General features: G+C 71.2%; 18 protein-coding genes and 3 pseudogenes. 9 read left to right on the forward strand and 12 right to left on the reverse strand.

All coding sequences use genetic code 11. From position 1 onward, the window contains the following. Positions 1–458: 458 nt before the first annotated feature. The 3 genes from RB614_RS15485 to RB614_RS15495 are packed head-to-tail and all read right to left on the reverse strand — an operon-like array spanning position 459 to position 5,314. Positions 459–2,918: a transglutaminase TgpA family protein gene (locus RB614_RS15485; protein WP_308713190.1), complete on the reverse strand. Its 2,460-nt coding sequence runs from the start codon at positions 2,916–2,918 to the stop codon at positions 459–461. Positions 2,919–2,920: 2 nt separating this feature from the next. Continuing rightward, entirely contained in the window at positions 2,921–4,258 is a 1,338-nt protein-coding gene (locus RB614_RS15490) for a DUF58 domain-containing protein (protein ID WP_308713191.1), read from the reverse strand. Between the two features lie 3 nt (positions 4,259–4,261). Beyond that, the gene (locus RB614_RS15495; RefSeq protein ID WP_308713192.1) at positions 4,262–5,314 is read right to left on the reverse strand and encodes an AAA family ATPase; all 1,053 of its coding nucleotides are present in this window, start codon (positions 5,312–5,314) and stop codon (positions 4,262–4,264) included. Between the two features lie 314 nt (positions 5,315–5,628). Between RB614_RS15495 and leuS the strand changes: the two genes are divergently transcribed. Beyond that, positions 5,629–8,460 carry a leucine--tRNA ligase gene (gene leuS / locus RB614_RS15500; protein WP_308713193.1) on the forward strand — a complete coding sequence of 944 codons (2,832 nt, stop codon included), beginning with the start codon at positions 5,629–5,631 and terminating at the stop codon, positions 8,458–8,460. Positions 8,461–8,572: 112 nt separating this feature from the next. Then, a complete protein-coding gene (locus RB614_RS15505) occupies positions 8,573–8,779 on the forward strand; it encodes a heavy-metal-associated domain-containing protein (protein ID WP_308713194.1) in 207 nt (68 codons plus the stop codon). Between the two features lie 82 nt (positions 8,780–8,861). Here RB614_RS15505 and RB614_RS15510 read toward each other — a convergent pair whose 3' ends face one another. Continuing rightward, a complete protein-coding gene (locus RB614_RS15510) occupies positions 8,862–10,412 on the reverse strand; it encodes an MFS transporter (protein WP_308713195.1) in 1,551 nt (516 codons plus the stop codon). Positions 10,413–10,516: 104 nt separating this feature from the next. Here RB614_RS15510 and dinB point away from each other — a divergent pair, with 104 nt between their 5' ends. Beyond that, complete coding sequence (gene dinB / locus RB614_RS15515; protein ID WP_308713196.1) at positions 10,517–11,710, forward strand: DNA polymerase IV; 1,194 nt, start codon at positions 10,517–10,519, stop codon at positions 11,708–11,710. Positions 11,711–11,716: 6 nt separating this feature from the next. Here dinB and RB614_RS15520 read toward each other — a convergent pair whose 3' ends face one another. Further along, entirely contained in the window at positions 11,717–12,664 is a 948-nt protein-coding gene (locus tag RB614_RS15520) for a zinc-binding dehydrogenase (RefSeq protein ID WP_308713197.1), read from the reverse strand. A 61-nt stretch (positions 12,665–12,725) separates the two neighbouring features. On the opposite strand from RB614_RS15520, the pseudogene RB614_RS44300 reads away from it, so the two are divergent. From RB614_RS44300 to RB614_RS15535, 4 genes and pseudogenes are all read left to right on the forward strand, one after another. Then, a pseudogene (locus RB614_RS44300) lies at positions 12,726–13,052 on the forward strand (hypothetical protein); the annotation flags it as partial. Positions 13,053–13,099: 47 nt separating this feature from the next. Next, a complete protein-coding gene (locus tag RB614_RS15525; RefSeq protein ID WP_308713198.1) occupies positions 13,100–14,029 on the forward strand; it encodes an AfsR/SARP family transcriptional regulator in 930 nt (309 codons plus the stop codon). A gap of 389 nt (positions 14,030–14,418) precedes the next feature. After that, on the forward strand, positions 14,419–14,796 hold the full coding sequence (locus RB614_RS15530) for a hypothetical protein (protein ID WP_308713199.1): 378 nt from the start codon (positions 14,419–14,421) through the stop codon (positions 14,794–14,796). Next, positions 14,793–15,686, forward strand: a complete 894-nt coding sequence (locus tag RB614_RS15535; RefSeq protein ID WP_308713200.1) for a DUF2637 domain-containing protein — start codon at positions 14,793–14,795, stop codon at positions 15,684–15,686. Before RB614_RS15530 ends, RB614_RS15535 begins: the two co-directional genes overlap by 4 nt. Before the next feature lie 534 nt (positions 15,687–16,220). Here the strand turns inward: RB614_RS15535 and RB614_RS15540 are convergent. The 7 genes and pseudogenes from RB614_RS15540 to RB614_RS15570 all read right to left on the reverse strand — a co-directional run. After that, positions 16,221–17,657 carry a tetratricopeptide repeat protein gene (locus RB614_RS15540; protein WP_308713201.1) on the reverse strand — a complete coding sequence of 479 codons (1,437 nt, stop codon included), beginning with the start codon at positions 17,655–17,657 and terminating at the stop codon, positions 16,221–16,223. Positions 17,658–17,799: 142 nt separating this feature from the next. After that, a pseudogene (locus RB614_RS15545) lies at positions 17,800–18,000 on the reverse strand (tetratricopeptide repeat protein); the annotation flags it as partial. A gap of 237 nt (positions 18,001–18,237) precedes the next feature. Continuing rightward, positions 18,238–18,636 (reverse strand): hypothetical protein, encoded by a 399-nt coding sequence (locus tag RB614_RS15550; RefSeq protein ID WP_308713202.1) that lies wholly within the window; start codon positions 18,634–18,636, stop codon positions 18,238–18,240. Between the two features lie 153 nt (positions 18,637–18,789). Next, positions 18,790–20,190: a recombinase family protein gene (locus RB614_RS15555; RefSeq protein ID WP_308713203.1), complete on the reverse strand. Its 1,401-nt coding sequence runs from the start codon at positions 20,188–20,190 to the stop codon at positions 18,790–18,792. Positions 20,191–20,192: 2 nt separating this feature from the next. After that, positions 20,193–21,179, reverse strand: a complete 987-nt coding sequence (locus RB614_RS15560; RefSeq protein ID WP_308713204.1) for a recombinase family protein — start codon at positions 21,177–21,179, stop codon at positions 20,193–20,195. Between the two features lie 665 nt (positions 21,180–21,844). Next, the gene (locus tag RB614_RS15565; protein ID WP_308713205.1) at positions 21,845–22,561 is read right to left on the reverse strand and encodes a hypothetical protein; all 717 of its coding nucleotides are present in this window, start codon (positions 22,559–22,561) and stop codon (positions 21,845–21,847) included. A 37-nt stretch (positions 22,562–22,598) separates the two neighbouring features. Beyond that, positions 22,599–23,057 (reverse strand): annotated as a pseudogene (locus tag RB614_RS15570) (transposase); the annotation flags it as partial. Positions 23,058–23,212: 155 nt separating this feature from the next. On the opposite strand from RB614_RS15570, the gene RB614_RS15575 reads away from it, so the two are divergent. Beyond that, complete coding sequence (locus RB614_RS15575) at positions 23,213–24,439, forward strand: tyrosine-type recombinase/integrase (protein WP_308713206.1); 1,227 nt, start codon at positions 23,213–23,215, stop codon at positions 24,437–24,439. Further along, positions 24,423–25,349, forward strand: a complete 927-nt coding sequence (locus tag RB614_RS15580; RefSeq protein ID WP_308713207.1) for a tyrosine-type recombinase/integrase — start codon at positions 24,423–24,425, stop codon at positions 25,347–25,349. Before RB614_RS15575 ends, RB614_RS15580 begins: the two co-directional genes overlap by 17 nt. The last annotated feature ends 105 nt before the right edge of the window (positions 25,350–25,454 follow it).

Below are 25,454 nucleotides of genomic sequence, written 5' to 3' on the forward strand. Positions count from 1 at the left end.
GGCGGCAGCGGCCGCCGGCCGGCGCGAGCAGTGGCGGGGAATCGCCGGCTGAACCGATCCCGCGGGGCCATGGCGGCCCCAGCGCGAGCGTCGGCCGGGGCGCCGCGGCCGCAGCCGGCGTCACGGTGCCAGCTACGACATCAGATCGTGGTACGTCGGTGCCCCTCCAGAGGCAGCTACGTACCACGATCTACCCCCTCCGGGCCCGCCGCACTCGCGCGGCTGGCCCGAAGGGTCCGGGGACGCGGAGGGTGCGGCCGCGGGAACGCACCCCAAGAAAACGCTCCGCTGCGCTCCACGTTCCCCGGGGCCCCGCGCAACGGTCCGGACGACCGCAGACGTCGCGGGTAGCCCGGAATCGCTAGTGCGCTGGCCACTAACCTTTGCCGGCTTCGCCGGCCCGGGTGACCAGCGGCCGAAGGCCGCCGGTCACCCGGTGAACGTTGGTGGCCAGCGCACTAGCGGGACGGGCGGGTCAGCAGGCGGCGCGGGCTCCACCGCAGCAGCCCGTCGCGCATGCGACCGGAGGTCAGGACGGTACGGATCGAACTCTCCACGATCGCCTGCCGCCACCGCAGCAGTACCGACGGCGGCAGCAGCCGCGCGGCCAGGCGGGTGCGGCGGTTGGCCCGGCTGGCCAGCGCCTTTCGCACCGCCCGCAGGCCCTCACCCAGCCGTCCGGCCTGCAACGGGTCGCGGGCGTACCGGGCGCGCTCCTCGGCCCGCCCCAGCAGCCGCGCCGCCTCGGCCGACGAGCCGTCCACCAGCCCGCCCCGGACCAGGCGGTCGGCGGTGGCGCGGGGAGTCTCGGTCAGGTCGATCGGCACCCGGTAGTCGACCATCGTGTCGAGCAGCTCGGCCCAGGCTGCGTGCGCGTCCTCCCGGGCGCGCCCGGCCGCCGCCACGTCGGTGACCACGATGCGCGGCCCGTCACCCGGGCCGCCGCCCGCACCCGCCGCGGCCGCGGGCGCACCGCCGCCGGCGGACTGGCGCTGCCGGCGTAGCAGGCTGCGCCGCAAGGCCGGTACGGCCAGGAGGGCGAGCAGCAGGATCACCGCGCCGATCGTGAACCACGGCCACCTGGGCGTGGTCGGCGTGGTCGAGCCGACGCCGGCGCCGAGGTCGGCCGAGTCGTTGGTGTCGTCCTGCGGGCCGACGGTGCCGCCGGGCACGTTCGGCGCCGGTCCCGCGCTCGTGCTGGTGCTCGGCTCGACCTCCGGGGTGGCGTCGACGTCCGGCGCGTAGTCGGAGCGGATCGAGCCCGCGACGGACGCGGCGGGCGTGGCGTCGAAGGGCACCCAGCCGAACCTCGGGCCGAAGTACACCTCGGTCCAGGCGTGCAGGTTCTTGTTGGTCAGCGTGAACGAGTCGCCGTCGCGGCGGTTGCTGCCGCTGCTGAAGCCGAACGCCACCCGCGCCGGGATGCCGGCCGCCCGTACCATCCAGGCCATCGCGGCCGCGTACTGCTGGCAGAAGCCCCGCCGGTTGGTCAGGAAGTCGACGATCGCGTTGCCGCCGGTACCGCCCTCGGTCTGCAGGCTGTACGAGAAGCCGTTCTTCACCGAGAAGAAGTCGTATATCGCCCGCACCCGCTCGTACGGCGTGCTCTTGCCCTGGACCAGCTCGTCGACCCGCTCCTGTACCTGCTGGTTCCTCGGCATCGCGGTGTACTGCTCGACCATCGGGTCCTGCTGCGGCACCGGGTCGGCCTGCCGGAGCGCGCTCGCGGTGTACGACGCCCGGATGTACTCCACTGTGTACTTCTGCTTCCGGGCCGACGACCGGCTGGCGAAGACGACCTGCTGGTTGGGGTCGTAGAACCAGGTGCCCTTGAAGTTTTCGATCGCGACCGGCGTGGCGTAGATGGGGAGCAGCCCCATGTCGAAGTCCTCGGTGACCTCGAGCGTCGCCCGGAACCGGCCGGTGTTCACACCCGCGCCCGGGTCCTGGAACGGCGGCAGGCCGTCCTTGAGCGGGCTGCTGGCGGCGCGCCGGCCGCTGCGGAAGCCGTCGTTGGTCAGCTCGTCGGCGACGCCGAAGCGGATGTACTGGGGCCGGTCGTCGTTGGTGGTGACCTTGACCATCTCGCGGTCGTCGGTCTGCTTCAGCTCGCCGCTCAGGTTGGCGAAGAGGTCGACCCGCCCGCCGGTGCCGCGCCCGTTGCCGCCCGGGCCCGAGCCGCCCGCGCCGAAGTTGGCGAGCAGGCCGCTGGTCATGCCGGGGACCGCGAGGGGCAGCAGCACGGCGAGCGCGACGCCCACCACCGCCAGCCGGCGGCCGGCCGCGGCCAGTGGCGACGGCTCCCACACGTCGACGTCGCGCCCGTCGCCGGTGAACCGCCGGCCGAAGCGCCGTACCCGGTCGACGTTGTCGGCGACCAGCAGCCACAGGAAGCCGACCGCGCCGATGACGAAGGGGAGCGGGTGGACGCTGTCGGTGTACACGGCGACCGGCACCGAGTAGATCGCCAGCATCGGCAGGCCGGCCAGCGCGGGGCGGCGCAGGGCGACGGTGAGCAGGTCGACCAGGATGGCCACCGAGCCGACCCCGAGCACGGTGAGGAACTGCAGGCCGACCCGGTCGGGTACGGGCACGCCGTACGAGCGCATGTCGTCGACCGCGAAGTTCATCAGCTGGCCGAAGTGGGCGAACGTACCGGGCATGGGGATGATCGCCAGCAGCTCCTCGCCGCTGGAGAACATCAGCGTCAGCACCAGGGTCAGCGTCGCCACCATGCCGAGCAGCTGGGCCCAGAGCGGCGCGCGCAGCGAGCGGGCCAGCGTGGCGGCGCCGGCGACGAGCGCCACCGCCACCGCGCACTGGATCAGCCAGGTCCACCGCTCGAAGATCGTCGACAGTGGAGCCGCCGCGAGCAGTGTGGCCGCCGCGGCGACGAAGCCCAAATGCCGATCACGCACAGCTACCTAACCCTCCCGGGCCCGCGGGCTCCGTTCGTGCCGTGGCCCCCGGGGCCGATACCCACTGTCTCCGCCATCGCCGCGCGCCACGCGAAGCCCTGCGACCCGCGGGCCGCCTGCGGCCAGAGCGCGGGCAGCTTCGCGCCGTGGGACACGCCCACCACGCGCCACCCGCTCCGCATCAGGCCGAGCGCGGCCGCGCCGTGTGCCCGGCTCGCCTCGGCGCGGCTCTCCGGCGGCAGGCTGAGCCACGTGGACGAGTCGATCAGGAACGCCAGGCAGGTCGCGTTGTTGCTCCGCAGTCCCGCCAGCAGCTCGGCCTCTGCGCTGGTCAGCGCCCCGAGCAGCGCGATCACCAGGCCGCCGTCGGAGCGCCTCCGCACCGCCTCGACGAGCTGGGCCACGTCACCGCGCTTCTCCAGCCGTACGTCGGCGAGGTGGTCCAGCAGGATCCCCTCGCCCTCCTCGGCCGCCTCGGCGTCGATGCCGGTGTCGGTGACCAGGCGCAGCTTGTATCCGGCCTGCCGCAGGTGGACCGCGACGCTGGCCGCCGCCGACACCGCCCACTCGAAGCTGGCCGTGGGCCCCTCGCCCCGATGGGCGTACTGCCGGGTGTCGAGCACGACCGTGGCCCGGCTCTCCCAGGGCTGCTCCTCCCGGCGGACCATGAGCTCGCCGGTGCGGGCGGTCGACTTCCAGTGCACGCGCCGCAGGTCGTCGCCGCGCCGGTACTCCCGGGTCGCCGCGTCGTCTTCGCCGTGCACGGCCACCGAACGGGCCCGGCTGTCCCCGGCGCCCGCGTACTCGCCGGCGAGCCGGACGGTGGGCAGCGCGTGCACCTGCGGGATCACGGTGAGCCGGTCGACGCTCGGGAACGAGCGGCTCAGCTCGCAGAGCCCGAACGGGTCGGTCAGCCGCACCACCAGGGGACCGACCTCGTACTTGCCGCGCACGTCGGCCCGCACCGTGTACGCCACGGAGCTGGCCTGGCGGGCGCCGAGCCGTTCGAGGACGACCCGCGGGCGGCTGCCCAGCGCGTACGGCAGGCGGTCCTCCAGCAGCAGCGTGCCGGTGGGCAGGCGGGACATGTTTTGTAGGCGAAGGACCACGCGGGCGCTGGCGCCGACCGGCGCGCGGTGCGGCTCCAGCGAGCGGCTGCAGGCGAGCCGGTAGCGGCTGCGCCCGACGTACGCGGCGGCCAGCAGCGGCAGGATCGCCAGCAGGATCGCGACCCGCAGCAGGTCCTTCTCCCCGAGGATGATCGCCGAGACTGCGGCGGCCGCGGCGGCCGCCAGGAACGACCGGCCGCGCGTCGTCAGCCCGCGCAGTGCCTCACGCACTGGTCAGCCCCTCCGGGGGTCGTACTGGGCCCGCCCGTCGCCCGCCGGCGGCCGGTTGTCGTAGGGCGAGCGCTGGCGCTCGTGGGGGAGCGGGAGCCGGTGCACGATGTCCGCGATGATCGCGTCGGTGGTGCGCCGGGCCAGCTGCGCGTCCGCGGTGGGGATGATGCGGTGCGCCATCACCGGCACGGCCAGCGTCTGCAGGTCGTCGGGGAGCACGTAGTCGCGCCCTTCGAGCGCGGCGACCGCGCGGGCGGTGCGCAGCAGCTGGAGCGTGGACCGGGGGGACGCGCCGAGCCGGAGGTCGGGGGCCTCGCGGGTGGCGGTCACCAGGTTCACCGCGTACTGCTTGACGGCGTCGGCGACGTGCACCTCACGTACGGTCGCGATGAGCCGACGGACGGTAGAGGCGTCGGAGACCGGCTTGAGCGCCACGATCGGGTCGCTGGTGCCGTGCACGTCGAGCATCGCGAGCTCGGCACCCGGGTCGGGGTAGCCCATCGCGATCCGCGCGGTGAACCGGTCGCGCTGCGCCTCGGGGAGGGGATAGGTGCCCTCCATCTCGATCGGGTTTTGCGTCGCGATCACCATGAACGGCGTCTGCAGTTCGTACGTCGTGCCGTCGACGGTGACCTGCCGCTCCTCCATGCTCTCCAGGAGCGCGGACTGCGTCTTCGGCGAGGCCCGGTTGATCTCGTCGCCGACTACCAGGTTGGCGAACACCGCACCCGGCTTGAATTCGAAGTCGTGGGTTTCCTGGTTGTAGACACTGACGCCGGTCACGTCGCTGGGCAGCAGGTCGGGGGTGAACTGGATCCGCCGCACCGAACAGTCGATCGACCGGGCCATCGCCTTGGCGAGCTTCGTCTTGCCGACGCCGGGGACATCCTCGATCAGGAGGTGACCCTCGGCCAGCAGGACGGCCAACGCGAGGCGCACCGTAGCGGTCTTGCCCTCGATGACCTGCTCGATGTTGGCCACGATGGCGTCACTGGCGGCACGGAACTCCGTGCCGGACAGGGGGCCGCCAAGCTGGTCCCAGGATGGTTGTGTCACGGGCCTCCTCCTCGTTTACCACGGCTTCCCATATAGATACGCAAGGGTGGCCGTATGGTTCGCGGGAGTGCAGGCCGGGTTGTGACGGACCACCCGCATGTGCACAGGCTAGCCCTGTCGGTGGAATTCGCCGAGTCGGTCTTGACGGCCGCGTAGTACACTGCCGTCATGGCCAGGGCCTTCCTGCTTCTTACCTAGCCGCGCCATCGACGCCCCCGTCGACAGCGCGGCAGCCCCTCCTGTGTGAGGGGCTTTTTCATGCCCCTGCGCAGGTTCGGCTTTGCCCTGACGAGAATGGCCCTGGAGGTAGAAAAATGAGCGAAGAGGCTGCGGCGGACATCCCGCCCTACCGATACACGGCCGCCCTGGCCGGCGAGATAGAGACGCGCTGGCAGGACTATTGGGAGGCGCACGGCACGTTCGACGCGCCCAACCCGACCGGCGGCCTGGCCGACCCCGGCCACCCGCGCGCCGGCGCGCCGAAGCTGCACGTGCAGGACATGTTCCCGTACCCGTCCGGCGCCGGCCTGCACGTCGGCCACCCGCTGGGCTACATCGGCACCGACTCGTACACCCGGTACAAGCGGATGGCCGGCTACAACGTGCTGCACCCGATGGGGTTCGACGCGTTCGGCCTGCCCGCCGAGCAGTACGCGGTGCAGACCGGCACGCACCCGCGGATCACCACCGAGGCGAACGTCGAGCGGTACCGCGCGCAGCTGCGCCGGCTGGGCCTGGGGTACGACAGCCGGCGCTGGGTGGCGACGACCGACGTCGAGTACTACCGGTGGACGCAGTGGATCTTCCTGCAGATCTTCAACTCCTGGTACGACACGGACCAGCGCAGGGCCCGCCCGATCGCCGATCTGATCTCCGCGTTCGAGGCCGGCGAGCGCCCCACGCCGGACGGCCGCCCCTGGGGTGAGCTGTCCCCGGTCGAGCGCCGCGAGGTCGTCGACGGCTACCGCCTGGCCTATATATCGGAGGCGCCGGTCAACTGGTGCCCCGGCCTGGGCACCGTGCTGGCCAACGAGGAGGTCACGCCGGACGGGCGCAGCGAGCGCGGCAACTTCCCGGTCTTCCAGCGCAGCCTGAAGCAGTGGATGATGCGGATCACCGCGTACGGTGACCGCTTGGTCGACGACCTGGACACGCTGGACTGGCCGGAGCCGGTCAAGCTGATGCAGCGCAACTGGATCGGCCGCTCCACCGGCGCGCACATCGAGTTCCCGACGGGCGTCGCCCCGATCCGGGTCTTCACCACCCGGCCCGACACGGTCTTCGGCGCGACGTACATGGTGCTGGCGCCGGAGCACGGGCTGGTCGACCGGCTGGTCCCGGAGTCGTGGCCGGCCGGCACCAAGGCGGCCTGGACCGGTGGGCACGCGACCCCGGCCGAGGCGGTGGCCGCCTACCGGGCCGCCATCGCGGGGGAGACGGAGGCGGAGCGGACCGCGGAGAGCCGCAAGAAGACCGGCGTCTTCACCGGGGCGTACGCGACGAACCCGGTCAACGAGGAGCGGATCCCGGTCTTCATCGCCGACTACGTGCTGGCCGGGTACGGCACCGGCGCGATCATGGCGGTGCCCGGGCAGGACGAGCGCGACTGGGAGTTCGCCGAGGTCTTCGAGCTGCCGATCATCCGCACGGTGCGGCCGCCGGCCGACTTCGACGGCAAGGCGTACACCGGGGAAGGCCCCGCGACAAACAGTGGCTTCCTGGACGGCCTGGGCATCGCGGACGCCAAGGCCCGGATCGTCGAGTGGCTGGAGGAGCGCGGCGTCGGCCAGGGCGCGGTGACGTACCGGCTGCGCGACTGGCTGTTCAGCCGCCAGCGCTACTGGGGCGAGCCGTTCCCGATCGTGTACGACGAGACCGGCCTGCCGATCGCGCTGCCCGACTCGATGCTGCCGGTCGAACTGCCCGAAGTGGACAACTTCTCGCCGCGCACCTTCGACCCGGACGACGCCGGCAGCGAGCCGGAGACGCCGCTGTCCCGGGCCAAGGAGTGGGTCGAGGTCGAGCTGGACCTGGGCGACGGGCCGAAGCAGTACATCCGGGAGACCAACACGATGCCGCAGTGGGCCGGCTCGTGCTGGTACGAGCTGCGCTACCTGGACCCGTGCAACGACAAGGCGCTGGTCGACCCGGAGATCGAGCGGTACTGGCTGGGCCCTGAAAACACCGGAGACCGCGACAAACCCGATTGTGGGGGAGTCGACCTGTACATCGGCGGGATGGAGCACGCGGTGCTGCACCTGCTGTACGCGCGCTTCTGGCACAAGGTGCTGTTCGACCTGGGGCACGTCTCGTCGTTCGAGCCGTTCCGGCGGCTGTTCAACCAGGGCTACATCCAGGCGTACGCGTACCGTGACGCCCGGGGTGTCGTGGTGCCGGCCGAAGAGGTCGAGGAGCGCGACGGCAAGTACTTCTACGAGGGCCTGGAGGTCTTCCGCGAGTACGGCAAGATGGGCAAGTCGCTGAAGAACGTGGTGACCCCGGACGAGATGTGCGAGGCGTACGGGGCCGACACGTTCCGGGTGTACGAGATGGCGATGGGCCCGCTGGACGTCTCCCGCCCGTGGGAGACGCGGGCGGTGGTCGGCTCGCAGCGGTTCCTGCAGCGGGTGTGGCGGCTGGTGGTCGACGAGCAGAGCGGCGCGACGCGGGTGGTCGACGAGCCCGCTTCCGCGCAGACCCGCCGGGTGCTGCACAAGGTGATCGACGGCGTGCGCAACGACATGGACGAGCTGCGCTTCAACACTGCGATCGCCAAGCTGATCGAGCTGACCAACGCGGTGACCCCGCTGCCCGCCACGCCGCGCGAGGTGGCCGAGCCGCTGGTGCTGATGCTGTCGCCGTTCGCCCCGCACATCGCCGAGGAGCTGTGGCAGCGGCTGGGCCACTCGGGCTCGCTGGCGTACGCCGACTTCCCGGTCGCCGACCCGGCGCTGCTGGTGGCCGACTCGGTCACGTACCCGGTGCAGGTCAACGGCAAGGTGCGCGGCCGGGTGGAGGTCGCCGCGGGCGCCGAGGAGGCGTCGGTGCGGGAGGCCGCGCTGGCCGCGGTCGGTGACCACCTGGCCGGCCGCGACCCGCGCAAGGTGATCGTGGTCCCCGGCCGGATGGTCAGCATCGTGCTGTAACCCGTGATCGAAGCTCCCTTCACGTCGCTAGAACGGCATGGAGGGAGCTTCGATCACAGTGTGAGCGGCGTCGCTCTTTGTACCCCCTGGGGGTAGGGGTATGGTGTCCGGTATGGAGACCAAGACCTACTCCGTCAGCGGCATGACCTGTGCTCACTGCGTCGGTTCGGTGAGCAGCGAGGTCGGCCAGATCCCCGGCGTCACCGGCGTGGCGGTCGACCTCGCCAGCGGCGCCGTGACCGTGACCAGCGACCGCCCGGTCGACGACGCGGCGGTCCGCGCGGCGGTCGACGAGGCGGGCTACGAGCTGGTCAGCTAGCGCGTGATCAAGGCTCCCCTCAAGCCGCTGGAACGACTTGAGGGGAGCTTCGATCACAGCCGTGGGGAAGGCGGAGCTTCGATCACGCGGCCGGCACGGCCTCCTTGGCCGGGGCGGCGACGGCCGGTGAGCCCACCGTCGGCACGTGGCGCAAGAGCACCAGCGCCGCCACCGCCACGCCGACCACCAGCACCGCACTCACCGCGGCCACCGCGTGCAGCCCGCTGGTGAAGCCGGCCCGCGCCGACGCCAGCACCGCCTCGCCGAGCGGTCCGGGCAGCTGCGGCACCGCGGCGGCGGCACCGGCGAGCGTGTCCCGGGCGGCGGCCGGCGCGCCGGCGGGCAGGGTGCCCGCGACGTCCGACCGGTAGACGGCGGCGGCCAGGCTGCCCATCGTCGCGATCCCCAGCGCGAAGCCGAACTCGTTGCTCACCTGCGAGATCGACGCCGCCGACCCGGCCTTCTCCGGCGGCACGGCGCCGATGACGATGTTGGTGCCGAGCGTGATCAGCGGCCCGGTGCCAAAGTTGATCAGCGCGAACCCGGCGACCAGCCCCACCGCCGTACCCGACTGCGTGACCACCACGAGCCCGGTGGCCGCGACCGCCATGCCGGCCGCGATCAGGTGCGCCGGACGGATCCTCCGGGCCAGCAGGGGCGCCACCTGCACGCTGACGATTCCGGCGAGCGCGGCGGGCACCAGCGCGAGCCCCGCGTCCAGCGGCGAGAGCCCCTCGACCAGCTGCAGGAACTGGGTGAGCAGCACCATCGTGGCCCCGGGCAGCATCGTGTTGACGAGCATGCTCACCAGTGCCGTCGTGAACGCCCGGCTGGCGAACAGCCGCAGGTCCAGCAGCGGGTCGGCCAGCCGCCGCTGCCGCCGGACGAAGACCACGCCCATCGCCACGCCGAACCCGAGCGCGGCCAGCGGCACGACCTCCCAGCCGTTGCGGGCCAGCTCCTTGAGGCCGTAGATCCCGGGCAGGATCGCCGCGAGCGAGATGCCGACGCTGGCCAGGTCGAGGCGCCCGCCGTGCCGCCCGTCGCCGCCGCCCGGCGGCAGCAGGATCGGGCCGAGCACGAGCAGCAGCACCATCGCCGGTACGCCGAGCAGGAAGACCGAGCCCCACCAGAAGTGCTCCAGCATCACGCCGCCGACCACCGGCCCGAGCGCGATGCCGCCCATCATGCAGACCATCCAGACGCCGATGGCGGTGGTCCGCTGGCGCGGGTCCTGAAACATGGCGCCGATCAGTCCCAGCATCGTCGGCCCCAGCGCCGCGCCGGCGATGCCGAGCAGCGCGCGGGCGGCGACGAGCATCTCGGGGCTGGTCGAGTAGGCGGCGAGCACCGACGCGGCCACGAACCCGACCGCCCCGATCAGCATCAGCCGCCGCTTTCCGATCCGGTCGCCGAGCGTACCCATCGTGATCATGAAGCCGGCCAGCAGGAAGCCGTACACGTCGAGGATCCAGAGCTGCTCGTTGTTGGTCGGCGCGAGGTCCGCGCTGAGGTGGGGGAGCGCGAGCAGCAGCACGAAGAGGTCGATCGCGACGAGCAGGCTCGGCAGCGCGAGCACCGCCAGGCCGATCCACTCCCGGGTGCCGGCCTTCGGCGGGGTCGTCTCGTTCATCGGAGGTCCTTCGGTCGCGGCGCCCTCCTGGCGCCTCTCGACAGGTGGTCGGCGCCGCGCCGGCGTTCTCGACACGCTTCTGGAATTAGAACGTGTGTGCGAACATGGTCCGCGTGGGCGCCAGCATCCTGCACGCCGACCTCGACGCCTTCTACGCCTCGGTCGAGCAGCGGGACGACCCGAGGCTCCGCGGCCGCCCGGTCATCGTGGGTGGCGGCGTCGTGCTGGCCTGCAGCTACGAGGCGAAGGCGCGCGGTGTGCGCACGGCCATGGGGGGACGCCAGGCCCGCCGGCTCTGTCCCGACGCCGTCGTGGTCCAGCCCCGGATGGCCGCCTACAGCGCGGCCAGCAAGGCCGTCTTCCGGGTCTTCCGTGACACGACCCCATCGGTCGAAGGGATCTCCATCGACGAGGCCTTCCTCGACGTGGGCGGCCTCCGCAAGATTTCTGGTACGCCCAGCGAGATCGCCCTCCGCCTCCGTGAGCGGGTCCGGCGCGAGGTCGGCCTGCCGATCACCGTCGGGGTGGCGAAGACCAAGTTCCTGGCCAAGGTGGCCAGCGGCGTGGCCAAGCCCGACGGTCTGCTGGTCGTGCCGGTCGGCGGCGAGCTCGCGTTCCTGCACCCGCTGCCGGTGGAGCGGCTGTGGGGCGTCGGCCCGGTGACCTCGGCCAAGCTGCGCGACCGCGGCCTGCGCACCGTCGGCGCCGTCGCCCGGATCGGCGAGGCGGCGCTGGTCTCGATGCTCGGCGTCGCGGCCGGCCGCCACCTGCACGCGCTGGCGCACAACCACGACCCCCGTACCATCCAGACCGGCCGCCGGAGGGGCTCGATCGGCGCGCAGCGCGCGTTGGGGCGCAGCCCGCGCACCCCGCGCGACCTCGACGCCGTGCTCTGCGGCCTGGTCGACCGGGTGGCCCGGCGGATGCGCGCGGCCGGCCGGGTGGGCCGCACCGTGATGCTGCGCCTGCGCTTCGACGACTTCTCCCGCGCGGCCCGCTCGCACACCCTGCCCCGGGCGACGTCCAATACGGGCACGATCCTCGAAGCCCTCCGCGGCCTGCTCTCGGCGGCCATGCCGATGATCGACGAGCGCGGCGTGACGCTGGTCGGCGTCGCGGTGGGCAACCTCGACGACGGCAAGGCCGTCCAGCTGATGCTCCCCTTCGACCCGGGCAGCGGTGCCGAGCTCGACGTCGCCGTCGACGCGGTCCGCGACCGTTTCGGCTCGTCCGCGGTCACCCGGGCGGTGCTGCTCGGCCGCGACCCCGGCCTGGCCATGCCCATGCTCCCCGACTGAGCCGGGTCAGGGGCGCACCTCCAGCAGGGTCTTGCCGACCGTGGCGCGGGACTCGATCGCGGCGTGCGCGTCCGCCGCGCGTTCCAGGGGAAAGCGCTGCCCGATCACCGGCCGCAGCCGGCCGGCGGCGCCCTCGGCGAGCGCGCTCTCCACGTAGCCGCGCAGCTCCGGCGGGGTCGGGCGGGGGCGGATCAGGGTGACGCCGCGGGCTTCCGCGGCCTCCGGCGGGATCGCCGCCCACTCGCCGCTGGCCAGGCCGTAGCTCAGCATGCGGCCACCCGGGCCGAGCAGCTCGAAGGCCGCCCGGGCCACGTCGCCGCCCACGCCGTCCAGCACGACGTCGACGGCGCCGACGCCACCGGCCCAGCCGGACTGGCGGTAGTCCACAGTGGTGTCCGCGCCCAGCTCGCGCGCGAGGGCCAGCTTGCGTTCGCCGCCGGCGGCCGCCACGACCTCGGCGCCGGCCGCCTTGGCCAGCTGGACCGCCAGGCCGCCCACACCGCCGGCGGCGGCCTCGACCAGCACGCGTTCGCCCGGGGCGAGGGCGGCCGCGCGGACGAGCATCGTCGCCGTACGGCCGTCGGCCAGCAGCGCCACCGCGTCGTCCAGGGCCAGCCCTTCCGGCACCTCGAACGGGGCTACAGCGTCGACCGCCACCCGCGAGGCGTACCCGCCGGTGCCGGTGAGGCTGGTGACCACGCGGCGCCCCACCAGGCCGGCGTCCGCCCCGGGGCCGACCGCGGCGACCACGCCACCCACGCCGTTGCCGGGGATGAACGGCGGCCGGGCGTTGAACGGGCCGTCGCCGGTCGCCCGGAACTGGGTCTCGACGAACGTGATGTTCGCGTACGCCACGTCGATCAGCACCTGCCCCGGGCCGGGCACCGGATCCGGGGCGTCGCCGGGGACCAGCACCGAAGGGTCACCAAACCTGGTCAGCCACACCGCTCGCACAGCTGCGAGTCTGCAACCTCAACCGGGCTTGAGGTCAAGACCTCGTCACGTCGGGGTAACCGGCGTGGCGGACGTGCTCTTCGGCAAGCGCCCGTTCACCGGCCGCCTGCCGATGACCTGGCCGGCCAGCGAGGCGCAGGTGCCGATCGACGTCGGTGACGCCGACTGGCGTCCCCCGCTGACCGTCGCCGGACAACGATCAGGGCGCCCCGATCCCCGGGGCGCCCTGACTCGGTCTGCCGGCACGGGGTTCCCGCGGTCCCCCAGCTTCGCGTCGCCTACCTGCTCCAGCCCCGGGTCGCACTCCCCCGAGGTACGTGACCGAGGGTGGGCAGGGGCACGCGCGCGGGAACCCCGTGGGCGCTTTCTAGCCTCGCAGGGGCCGTGATACAAACGCACATACACGTGGCACACACAGCTCATACACAGTTCACGGTGCTGGGACCGGTCACCGTGGCAGTCCGTGGCAGCCGACACCGGATACCCCGCGCGCAGACCCGTGGCCTGCTCGCGCTCATGCTCATCAACCTCGGCCGGCGGATCTCCCGCGAGGCCGTGATCGAGGCGATGTGGGGCGGTACGCCGCCGTCCACCGCCCGTTCCCAGGTGCACAACGCGGTCACCGTGATCCGTGCCCACCTCGCCGAGGTCGGCGCGCCGGAGGTGCTCGACAGCGGCCCCTCCGGGTACGAGCTGCTGGTCGAGCCGGACCAGGTCGACGCCGCCCGCTTCGACGACGGGGTGCGGCTGGCCCGGGACGCGGCCGCGCGGGGCAACCACCAGGAGGCCGTACGGCTGGTGCGCGCCGCCCTCGACCGGTGGACCGGCGAGCCGCTCTCCGACGCCACCGGCGCGTTCGTCGAGGCGGCCCGGGCCCGGCTGGCCGAACGCCGGCTGACCGCCGTCGAAGACCTCGCCGACCTGGAGCTCGAGCTCGGCCGCGCCGAGGTGGTCGCCGCCGAGATCGCCCCGCTGGTCGACGCGCACCCGATGCGGGAGCGGCTGCGGGTGCGGCAGATGACCGCGCTGTACCGCACCGGGCGGCAGGTCGAGGCGCTGCAGAGCTACCGGACGTACCGCAACCTGCTCGCCGAGTACGAGGGGCTCGACCCGGGGCGGGAGATCGCCGAGCTGGAGCGGATGATCCTGCGCGCCGACCCGGTACCCGCGGCTCTGTCCTCCACCGCCGAGCCGGCGCCGGCCGTGCCGGCGCTCCTGCCCCCGGACATCCCGGATTTCACCGGCCGGGACGGGCCGGTCGGCGAGCTGCGCCACCTGCTGACGGAGGGGCGCCCGTCGAGCGCGCTCGCCGTCGCCGGCGTCGCGGGGATGGGTGGCGTGGGCAAGCCGAACCCGGAAAACTAACCCACAAACTTCCGCTCGGATCGAACCAGTTTGATCCGATAAGCGGCACCCGGTCGACCCGCACGGCGGGCACCGACACCTACTTCGCCCGGTCCGTTGGCGCGTATCCAGCGTACGGCACCGGGGCCGATCGACACCCGCGCATTGGCGACCGACCAGGCCGCGCCGTGACCCCAACCGGCGCCCCGGGCGGTCCGCGCGCACCCCACACCGGCGCGGCGCCATCGACCGCTCGCCGGTCTTCTCGCCCCCTTGACCTTTCCTGGCCCGCCGTGCGGGCCGGGCCGATGGGGCATGCCTCACGCCGCCAAGCGCCCCAACCCCCAATGCGGCGCCCGGCGCCCCGGTGGGCGACCTCTGAACCCCTTGCCAGCAAAGGACTTCACGTCATGACAGGCACCCACGCACACACCGACCCTCAACCACAACCGACCCGAACCGCTCGCGCCGACCGGCACCCGCCGTGGTGCGACCGGTCCCGGTGCACCGCTGATGCGGCCAGCCAAGCAAACGGCTACCGGTCCGGCGGGGGCGAGCACCGGTCCGCCCCGGTCCCGCTGAACCTGGCCACGGGACAGTGGCTGCCCGTCCAGGACGGGACCGCATGGCTCACGGAGGCGTGCGCCCCGTGGCTGTGTGAGCCCTACCTGCGGGTGCGGGTGGGCGACATGCACCTGTCCATGCCCGCCGACAACGCCCGGCGGGTGCTCGATGCCCTGTCGGCGCTGCTCGCGTCGGCCATGAGCGCCTCGGAGGTGATCCCATGACCAAGACTCGAACCGACAAGACCTTGTTGGTCGTTACCGCGGTGTTCGTCGCCGGGTTGGCCGTCGTCGCGGGCGCGATCAGTTTCTCCCACATGCGCGAGCTGGCGCACGATCATGACCAGTTGGGTTGGAAGTCGCTGGCGTTCCCGATCAGCGTGGACGGGCTGGAAATCGTGGCCAGCCTCTACCTGGTGGCGCAGCGCCGCGCCGGGCGCCCCACCGGGTGGATTCCGTGGGTGGCGCTCATCGTCGGCACCGCCGCGAGCCTCGCCGCGAACGTCGCGGTGGGCGGCGCCGACCCGATCGGCAAGGCCCTGGCCGGCTGGCCAGCGGTGTCCATGCTGATCTCGATCAAGCTGCTGTTCTCCATGATCGACCACACCAACGTTGATCAGCGGACGACCGTCCGGGACGATCAGCGGACGTCCGCGACCGTCCCGGACGTCCCCGGGACCGTCCAGCGGACCGGACGGGACGATGGGGCACCGTCCGGGACCGTCCACGCCGAGCAGACGGTCCACGCCGGCCCGTCCGCGACCGGCCCGTCCGATCCGTCCGGACACGCGGCGGGCACCCGGGGCGGCGTGGCCCGCCCCGCGCTAGGGCGTACCGGCAACCCGGGCCACCGGAGCGCGCCGGTCGACATCCGCGCCGTGGCCCACCTGATTCCGGCGGCGCGGGCTGGCCGCGCCGTGCTACACCGCGACGGCCGCTCTCTGTCGCGGGACGCGTTGGCCATCGCGATGCGGGACGATGGGTACGGCGTGTCTAATGCTCGTGCGGGCGTCCTGGTGAGAGTCCTTCGAGCGGAAGAGGGTGTGACACCAATGGCCCCGTCGTCAGTCGCAGTGGCTAGTGAGCCGGACGATCGACCGCCCTTGGCCGCGTAGGCTAAGCCGGTTACTGGCCAGGAGGAATCAAGATCTCCGATGGCCGGAGCGCTGGCATCGAGGCGACCGTTGACCTCCCGAAGCCTGCCTATGGCGTACGGGCAAGCGGCCCGTAGACGGGGAAAGGCTCCGACCGAACCCCGGTCCCCAGGTGGGGACCGGGGTTCTTCACGTTAGCCACGCCGCCCTGTCAGCGTTTGACTCCGAGTCCAGGTGGCGCCAGAACTGAGCGACGGCCCGCAAGATTTCCCTGCTCTATCTCGTCACGCTGCTGCGAGAGCATGGCCAGGTCCTCAAGGGCGGCCTGTCTGCGCTGATCAGAACACTGGTTAGGCCTACGGGCCCACGGCGGCCCAAAGCGCCCGATCCTCTCGGGAGGCCCAGCGCAAGGCGGACCATCGCCTCCGGAGTGCTCGGCTCTGTCGTCGCTGCCACACGGCTCTGACCAGCAAGAACAGCCTACCATTTAGGTAGGGACGATGGAGCTTCGGTACGTATTCGGCACTGCGATCTGTGGGAGACCGCGGGTCTGCTTCAGGTCGCCTCGGTTCCTCGTGCTTCTGAGTCAACTTGCCCCCGCCAGTAGGCGAGGTTGTGGCGGGTGGTCAGCGTGTTCGGGTGGTCCGGGCCGAGCACCCGCAGCCGGTCGGGGAGCAGCTCCTCGAACGCCTGGGCGGCACCGGTTGCGTCCCCGGCCTGCCCCCGCCAGGAGGCGAGGTTGTGGCGGGTGGTCAGCGTGTTCGGGTGGTCCGGGCCGAGCCCCCGCAGGACGTCGGGGAGCAGCTCCTCGAACGCCTGGGCGGCACCGGTTGCGTCCCCGGCCTGCCCCCGCCAGGAGGCGAGGTTGTGGCGGGTGGTCAGCGTGTTCGGGTGGTCCGGGCCGAGCCCCCGCAGGACGTCGGGGAGCAGCTCCTCGAACGCCTGGGCGGCACCGGTTGCGTCCCCGGCCTGCCCCCGCCAGGAGGCGAGGTTGTGGCGGGTGGTCAGCGTGTTCGGGTGGTCCGGGCCGAGCCCCCGCAGGACGTCGGCGAGCAGCTCCTCGAACGCCCGGGCGGCACCGGCCGCGTCCCCAGCCTGCCCCCGCCAGGAGGCGAGGTTGTGGCGGGTGGTCAACGTGTCGGGGTGGTCTGGGCCGAGGGTCTGTAGGGCGGTGGCGAGCAGGCGTTGGAAGTGGTCGCGGGCGGCGGCGACCAGCCCGATCTCACCCAGACTCCGGCCCGCGAGAAAGAGCAGCGGGTGGGCGTCGGGTTCACCGTCGCGGGTGTGCCAGAGGTGCTCGCCCGCGGCGGCGGTCAAGGTGGTGGTGTTGGTGCGTAGCAGTTGCCCGAGCCGGGCGGCGTGGCTGTCGCGTTCGATGTAGGGCCACAGCTGTATCAGTGCGTCGGCGGCGGTGTGAGCCAGGCCGCGCTGCTGCCCGTGGGGGGTGGCTTCGGCGACGACGCGTTGGACCAGTGCATGTACTCGTACGAGAGTCAGGTCAGTGTCGGGATCGCTGACGGTGTCTGCCAGACCGAGCCGGTAGAGGGCTCGGGTGGCGTCGGCGGCGTCGTCGCTGTCGACGTCCCGGTCGAGGGTCTGCCGGTAGTGGGTGAGGGCGGCGGTGGTGGTGAACAGGTCGGCGGGGATGCCGTTGGCGTCCAGCAGCGCGGCCAGCCGCAGCACCTGGGTGGCCAGCTGGTCAGTGTCGGCGTCGGCTTGGGTGATGGACAGTGCCCAGGTTTCGGTGACGGCTTGTTGTTGTTCGTCGGGCAGGGTGTCGGGGTGGAGCCGGTCCAGGCGGCGTTGGTGGAGTCGGGTGCGGTAGGTGGCGCAGGTCAGGTTCCGGTCCAGGATGTAGGTGGCGGCCTGCGCCAAAGCGATTGGTAGGTGGCCGAGGTCGGCGGCCAGTTCGGCGGCTTGGTCGAGACGCTGTGCGGTGTCGCCGAGTTTCCCGGCCAGGTAGGCGTGCGCTTCCTCGGGGGGTGAACACACCCACGTCGATCGGCTGGCGACCAGCTAGCAGGGCGGTGTCGCGGCGGCGGGTGGTGGCGGTGTCCGGCGGCCACAGCCCGGCCAGATCCTTCGGGTGGGTGATGTCGTCCAGTACGATCAGCCACCGCCGGTCGGTGGTGGCCAGCCAGGCCAGGAACCGTTCGGCGGCGTGCTGCGGGTCCATGCCGTCAACACCGGTCAGATCGACGGCGGCCCGCAAGTAGGTGTCAAGGACGGTGGCGCGGCTGCTGGCCGAGACCCACACCAACAGGTCGAGCTGCCCGGTCGCCCACAACTGGGCGGCCAGGTTCGCGGCCAACTGGGTTTTGCCAACCCCACCCATACCGGCCAACACCTGACACACCACCGTCGTGCCCCCACCACCGACCGCCGCGGCCAACAGTCCATCGGCGGGACGTGGCTGCCGGCCGGGGTAGCGCCCCAACCCGGTGCGGCAATGCCACCCCTGTCCGGCCACTGCCACCGACGTTGACGTTGACGGGTGCGTGGAAATTGCCGACTGGCCCTGTCACTTGGCCGAGTTCCGGCCAGGGGTTGGGGGTTCCGGCAGCCGTGACCGCTAGTCGGCTGCCGGCGGCGTCGGGGGGAGCGGCGCCTGGGTGCGTTGGTCGAACGAGACCGGCGCATAAAACTCGCCGACCGCGCCGTGCACCGTGCCGCTGATGTTGAACGTCGCCGCCGCCTTCGGGTTAGCCAACGCCAGCAACTCGCGGGCAACGGTCAGGATCTGCTCATCCTCGGCCGCGCCGCTGGTACGCAGGTCGTCACCAATCCGGGTCTGCCACACCCCCGGCTCGGTCTCCTCCGCCTCCAACGCCTCCCGCGCCGTGTCCCGCCCAGCGAACCGGCGCTTGATCAACTGTTTGAGCAGCCCATACGTGTCAGTGATCGCCTGCGTCGCGGCACCGGACACTCCGGTGGTAGCGCCGGCCGCCAACGCCGCCACGATCAACTCCACACCCATCCTGCCGCCCTTCCCGACCGCCAAAGTTGATCACTGTCCAGGGTGGACGTACCACGCAGGGTAGCAGCGACCGGTCGCCGGCGGCTGCCCACGTCGCCCCGGGCAGGTCACCCATTCGGGGTACGACGGCGGGTGGGTAGCCGCTGGTCAGCCGGCTGGGCCATGGGGCGAGGGTCGGATTGATGACAAAGGGTGCCGAAGGCTTCCCGTCGCGCGGGCTTTGCCCAATCGGGCCGGGTACCGGGTGGCAAACACGCTCCTCGGACACGAACCTTCGTACATGATCGCCGGTGGCTTCGCCTCGGCGATCAATTTGTTTTGGCCGGGCTGGTAGGTCAGTCGGAGCCCTACCTCGCTGTAGATCTTGGCTTTGTCGGCTGGGTCGGCGTGGCGGAGGACGTCGAGGATCGAGCCGAGTGCCGTGACGAGGGTACGGATCTCGTCTGGGGTTATGCGTGCGGGTTTGCCGCCGGTGGCGGTGCGGAGTTGGGCTTGGGCGGCGACGCGGGTGGTGTTGACGTCGGCGGTCCAGCGGGTGATGAGGGCAGGGTCCGTGCCGGCTTCGAGGGCCGCGCGGTAGCGGGCCAGGCGCTGGTCGCAGTCAGCGATGATCCGCTTGGCCTCGGTGACACGCGCGAGTGCATCCTCGTCGTGATCTTCGTTCTGGGCGTCGGCGAGGGCCTGGATGGTGTCAGGGAGTGCGGCTGGGGAGAAGGCGCGCAGCAGCCAGCGGTCGAGCGTCGGCACGATGAGTTCCTCGCGCACGTACACGCTGCGCGGGTGTTCGGTGTGGTTGGCCAGCCCGTACTCAGTGGGATAGACGCAGCGGTAGTGGGGTTTGTCGTTGTTCCAGCTGCCTTGCATGCGGCGGTGGCAGAGGCCGCAGAACAGCAGCCCGCGCAGTTGGTAGGGGTGGCGAGTGCGCTTGATGGTCGTGACCGCAGCCTGCCGGTGGCGCCTGCCAGCGAGTTGCGCCTGCACCTTGCGGAAGTCGTCGTCGCTGACCAAGGGCTCGTGCACGACCTGCGCGGACCAGATCCAGGACTCGGGATTGTTCCAGCGCATTTTGGTCTCGTGGCCGAGGGCCACGTCGTCGACGTCGATGAGGACCTCGTCCTTGCGCTGCCTGTTCCAGACCTGCCGCCCCGTGTAGCGGGGGTTGGTCAGGATGACTCGGACGGCGGTCTTGGACCAAGCGATGGTGGTGCGGTGCGGGTTGCGGGCGCGGTCCTGGGCGGATGGGCTGAGGATGCCGTCGGCGGTGAGGGCCTCGGCGATGGCGAACAGGCCGCGGCCGGCCAAGTAGTCGCGGTAGATCCGCTTGACCACGAGCGAGGTGACGGGGTCGGGTTCGAGCTTGTGCAGCCGCCGGCCGTCGAGGGCCTTGGTCGGGTTAGGGTGCGGCCCAGCGTCGGCAAGTCGGTAACCGTATGGTGGCCGGCCGCCGAGGTAGCGCCCATCGGTGGCGGCTTGGGCGGCCATCGCCGAGCGGACGCGGATCTTGATGCGGTTGCGTTCGCCCTTGCTCATGCCGCCGTACAACGCCATGACTAGGTCATGGGCGTCGCTGCCGGGGTCGATGGCGCCACCGACCTCCGGCGCCCAAAGTGCGACGCCGTAGTGCTCGAAAGCGGGAACGTGAGCCCGAACTGGTTGCCGTAGAAAGCGCGCTGCGGTTCGCCGATCACGACGGCCTCAAAGCCCCGGTTCGGGTCACGCAGCGCGGCTAGGAGGCGGGCAGCCTGGGGTCGGCGTTTCCAGGGCAGCGAGCGGGACAGGCCGATGTCGAAGAACTCGGCGACAATCTGGCCGCCGGCCGGTTCGATCAAGGCCCGGGATCGGGATAGCTGCCAGGCCCGTGACGCTTCCGGGTCTTGCTGGTCCTCGGTCGATACACGACCGTAGAAGGCGAACTTCATATTTCGTCCTCGATGTCTGGCCGATGCGGAGGCGGGAGTTCGGCCGCGGGAGGATACGGCGACTCGCCGTCTTCGCACAGCCCTTGCCGGACCCGCCCGTCCGGCTCGTGGAAACGGCTGCTCGTGCAGGATGTGCACGTCGTCGATCCAGGACGACAGCTCGGCGGTCCTCGCCGCGGCCACGGCGGTCTCGGCTGCGGGCCCGAGTAGCGGTGGAGGAACCGTCCGCCAGAACAGCTCCATCATGATCCTGTCGTGTCCGGCGTTGTTTGAGGCGACGGGTCCGTCGATCTCCGGCAACCACAGCTGGACGCCGTGCCGGGTGCACAGCGACAGGACCAGGTCGTACTGATAGGGACTGAACGCGCTTCGCGTGTCGCTGACGACGACGGCGTCGAAGCCGCGCCCCGGGTCCGTGAATGCGGCCAACAGTCGCGCCGCCTGCCGGCGGTGCCGCCACGCCCGATGACGATCGGGGTAGATGTCGAAGAACTCGCGGACGATGTGTCCGCCGAGGGACGCGACGCGCGCGGTGGCGTCCGCGACTTGCCGGGCCTGGATGGTGCGAGCCTGCTGGCGGTCCGTGGTGACTGCTTGTCCGTAGAAGGCGAAGTTCATTGCTGTTCCTCCGATGGAGTTGGTGATGTGGTGTCGCTGAGTACTCCAAGGCCGCGAGAGCGTGCAGCGGCGAGCAAGATCCGCAGAAGGGCTGCGGCTGCCACAGGCGTGATGGCCGGCGGGTCGGTCGGCGCGACGACCGTCACCGCGCCGTGGACATCGGCGATGGGGTCCGCGCCACCGGACCCCGGCCGATCGTCGTCACGCCCAGGGCCGACGTCAGCGTCATGACCGGGTGGGGGCGTCGAGGCGATGTGCGGCTCGCCGCCCATGTTGGGTGTGTCCACGCCAACCCATGGCCCACTGACTGGGCCTATGTAGCGCTTCGGGCCGCGCGGCGACCCAACTGGCACCCAACTGGGGATGAAAGCCCAGATCAGACGGCTGCCTGCCCGACAGGCCAACCGACCCAACGGACCCAACTGGCAGCGACGCACCACCTACCTGAGGCGGCCCCGCCCACCCAACTGGCAGCCACCACGGGCGCCTTGTGAGCCGCCCTGGATCTTCCGGAGAGAGAACCAACTAAGAACGTGTTTGAGAAGTGGGTGGGCAAGCGGTGCTCGATCGAGAGGCGCCGCGTGGAGTGTGCAATTTGTATGTCTGTGGCCTGTATGGATGAGGTTCTTCCTGACGCTCGTCCAGCGGTTTGGTGTCCGGGGGCCTCACCGTTTGCGCCGGGCGGGGCGTCCGGGTCCGAGCAGGTCGGAGATGTCTACGGGCGAGTGCGGGACAATCTGTTCGGCCCAGTATCCGACTGCTTGGGGGAAGGTACCGCCGAAGCCAATGACGATGTGGTCGCGTTCGCGCTCAGGCTTGTCGTAGGCGAGGGCTTCGAGTTCCGTGTCGCCGGTGACCCGTGCAAGGATCAGCGCCTGTACCAGGCCGGCTGGAGCGCCGGACCACGGGCTGGCCGTAATGCCGTTGTTCTCCCACGTACCCGAGTTGCCGTTGCCGGCCAGCAAGAGTCTGCCCAGTTCCTGTCGGTCTTTGAGGAACCACAGCATGGAAGCGGCGAAACGACGGACGTCGTCGATCAGTCGCTGATCCACGGGGCCGTCGCCGATGGGCCAGTCGTATCCGCTGTCGTAGCGCTGGGTGAGGCGGCCATCTCGGATCACCGGTTCTCGGGGAAGGGTGTAGCGGGTAGCGAAGTCGGCTGTTCCGGGCCGACCCAGGTCCGGGACCTTGACGTCGACCTGCCACCTGAGCAGTCCTGGTTGCCGGTCTGGATAGACCAACAGTTGTCTGTGCAGCCCCGAATCGGTGTAGACCAGCGCGGTCTGCTTGTTGGACTTGTGGATGGTTCCGGAGGACGGTAGATCGCACCGGGACACAAGCTCGGCGAGAGTCCGTTCTTTCGTCCACCGTCGGGGCGCCATCATCGACTCCTGATACGAAAACGCGTTGAGAACAACCCTACGATGACCATTCGAAGGTGCGGCGGGCTTGGCGGGTGGCAGGACGACCGCGGGCCAGCCGCCGGACCATGCCGTTGATGGCCGCCCAGCGGATCATGGCCTCGGAGTAGGCCGGGTCACGTTCGTAGTCACGGGCCAGCCGGCGGTGCGCAGTCAGCCAAGCCAAGGTGCGTTCCACCGCCCACCGTCGAGGGATGACCGCGAAGCCCTTCTGCTCTTTGGGTTTGCGCACGATCTCGATTGTGGTGGCCAGGATCCGGGTGGCCCAGCCGACGAGCTGGCCGGCGAAGCCGCCGTCGGCGAACACGAACCGCACCGGGCCGGCGAAGTACATCCCGAGCAGGGCTCGCTTGGCTCCGTCACGGTCCTGCACGCTGGCCGCGCACACCATCACCACGATCAGCAGCCCCAACGTGTCGGTGACGATGAACCGCTTACGGCCGTTCACCTTCTTGCCGTTATGACGGCGCCGTCATAACGGCAATTATCCGGGGCTGGATGTTATGGCGGGCGGGGCGAATCTGGGCTGGTCTTCGGTGACACGGTTGGGTGATCTGGCGGCATAACTGCCGGCATGTGGCATCTCCTTCGCGAAGTCGTTGAGGAGGTGGTGTGGTGGTGGACGCTCGATATCCGCTGCGGCCGTCGGGGCCGTTGGCGGAATTGGTGCATCCGTTCCGGGAAGAGTTGATCCGTCAGGGTTTCACGGCGCGGACGGCGCAGGACCACGCCTATGTGCTGGCGCATCTGAGTGGCTGGCTGGGGCGGGAGGGCCTGGGTCCGGCGGAGTTGGGCGGCAAGAAGATCGCGGCGTTCGCCGCGGCGCGTCGGGCTCGCGGGTATCGGCGGTGGCGGACCGCCGGTTCGCTGAGGCCGATGCTGGAGTACCTGCGTGGGGTCGGGGTCATCCCGGCCGAGGCGCGGCGTCCTGCGGGTCCGGTTGATGCGGTGCTGGGGCGGTATCGTCGCTGGCTCCAGCGCGAGCGGCGGCTCGCCGAGCAGACGGTGGAGATGCGCCTGCACTGGGCTGCCCGGTTCCTCATTGCTCAGGTCGGCGGCGGGCGGCTGGAGTTGGACCGGATCGGCCCGGAGGCGGTCACGGCGTTCGTGTTGGACATGTCGTCGCTATACGCGGTCAGCTCGATGAAGAGGCTGACGTCGGGCCTGCGGTCGCTGCTGCGGTTCCTGTTCGTCTGCGGCGACCTCGACCGTGACCTGTCGCCGATGGTGCCGTCGGTGGCCGGCTGGCAGTTGAGCGGGATCCCGCGCGGCGTGGACGATGAGGCGGCGACCGCGCTGCTGGGCTCCTGCGATCGCAGCACTGCGGTCGGGCGGCGAGACTTCGCGGTCCTGCTGCTGATGGCCCGGCTGGGAATGCGGGCGGTGGAAATCGCGCGGCTGCGCCTGGAAGACATCGACTGGCGTGCTGGGCAGCTGACGGTCCGGGGCAAGGGCGGACGCATCGACCGGATGCCGCTTCCCTGCGACGTCGGCGCGGCGCTGGCCGACTGGCTGCGACATGGCCGCAGGGCCTCGGCGTTGCGGGAGGTGTTCGTGCGCACAATCGGCCCGGACGCGCCTATGAAACGGCAGTCGATCGTGATGGTGCCGCGTTGCGCCTCAGCGCGGGCGGGCATCCCTGTCGTCGGGGCGCACCGGCTGCGGCACCGGGTCGCCTGCCGGGTACTGTCCGGCGGCGGATCGCTGGCCGAGGTCGCCGAACTGCTGCGGCACAACGACCACGCGAGCTCGGCGATCTATGCGAAGGTCGACCTGCCGGCGCTGGCGACGGTGGTGCAGCCCTGGCCGATGGGGGCCGGCGATGACCGCGTTGCGTGAGGCCGCCGACCGCTACCTGGCAGTCCGACGCGGCCTGGGCTACAAACTGACAATCGAAGGCCGGATGCTCGGCCAGTTCGTCGCCTTCTGCGACGCCCTCGGACGCGATCACATCACGGTCGCCATGGCGGTCGAGTGGGCTACGGCTCCGGCCGGGGCGGATACCTCCTGGTGGGCGGCACGGCTGACGGTGGTCCGCCAGTTCGCCCGGTTCCAGGCCGCGTTCGATGAGCGCACCGAGATCCCGCCGACGGACCTGCTACCACGCACCGCGGACCGCATCCAGCCTTATCTGTATTCGCCCGAGCAGATCACCGCACTGCTGCAGGCGGCCCGGTGCTTCGCGAACCCGCTGCGCGCCGCCACCACCGAGGCGTTCATCGGCTTGATGGCCGCCACCGGCATCCGCACCGGGGAGGCGATGGGCCTGGACCGCGACGACGTGGACTTGGGCCGCGCCGTCCTGTTGATCCGGGACAGCAAGTTCGGCAAGTCCCGCATGGTCCCGCTGCACACCACCACGGTTGAACACCTCACGGCCTACCAGACGCGGCGCGACCGGCTGTTTCCGTGCCCGTCCACGCCAGCGTTCTTCGTCTCCAGCTACGGCACCCGCCTGAACCACACCAGCGCCAGCAAGGCCTTCGCCCGCGTGGTGAAGACCGCGGCGATCACCGTCCCGGCCCAGGCCGCCTCGCCACGGCTCTACGACCTGCGACATACCTTCGCGGTGACCACCATGGCGGCTTGGTACGCCGCCGGCGCCGACGTCGCGCACCTGCTGCCAACCCTGTCCACCTATCTCGGCCACATCAGCCCAGCCACGACCTACTGGTATCTGCACGCCTGCCCACAGCTGATGACCGAGGCAGCACGGCGTCTGGAAGCGTCCTGGCAGGAGCCGAAGTGACCAGCCTGGCCCCGATCATGCAACAGTTCTTCACTGTCGTCGCTCACGGAATTACGTGAGCGTCAGACCGCTACAGGTGGGGAATTACGTGAGCGCCGACATTCA

The sequence above is a fragment of the Phytohabitans maris genome, from assembly GCF_031085175.1.
Taxonomy (GTDB): Bacteria; Actinomycetota; Actinomycetes; order Mycobacteriales; family Micromonosporaceae; genus Phytohabitans; species Phytohabitans maris.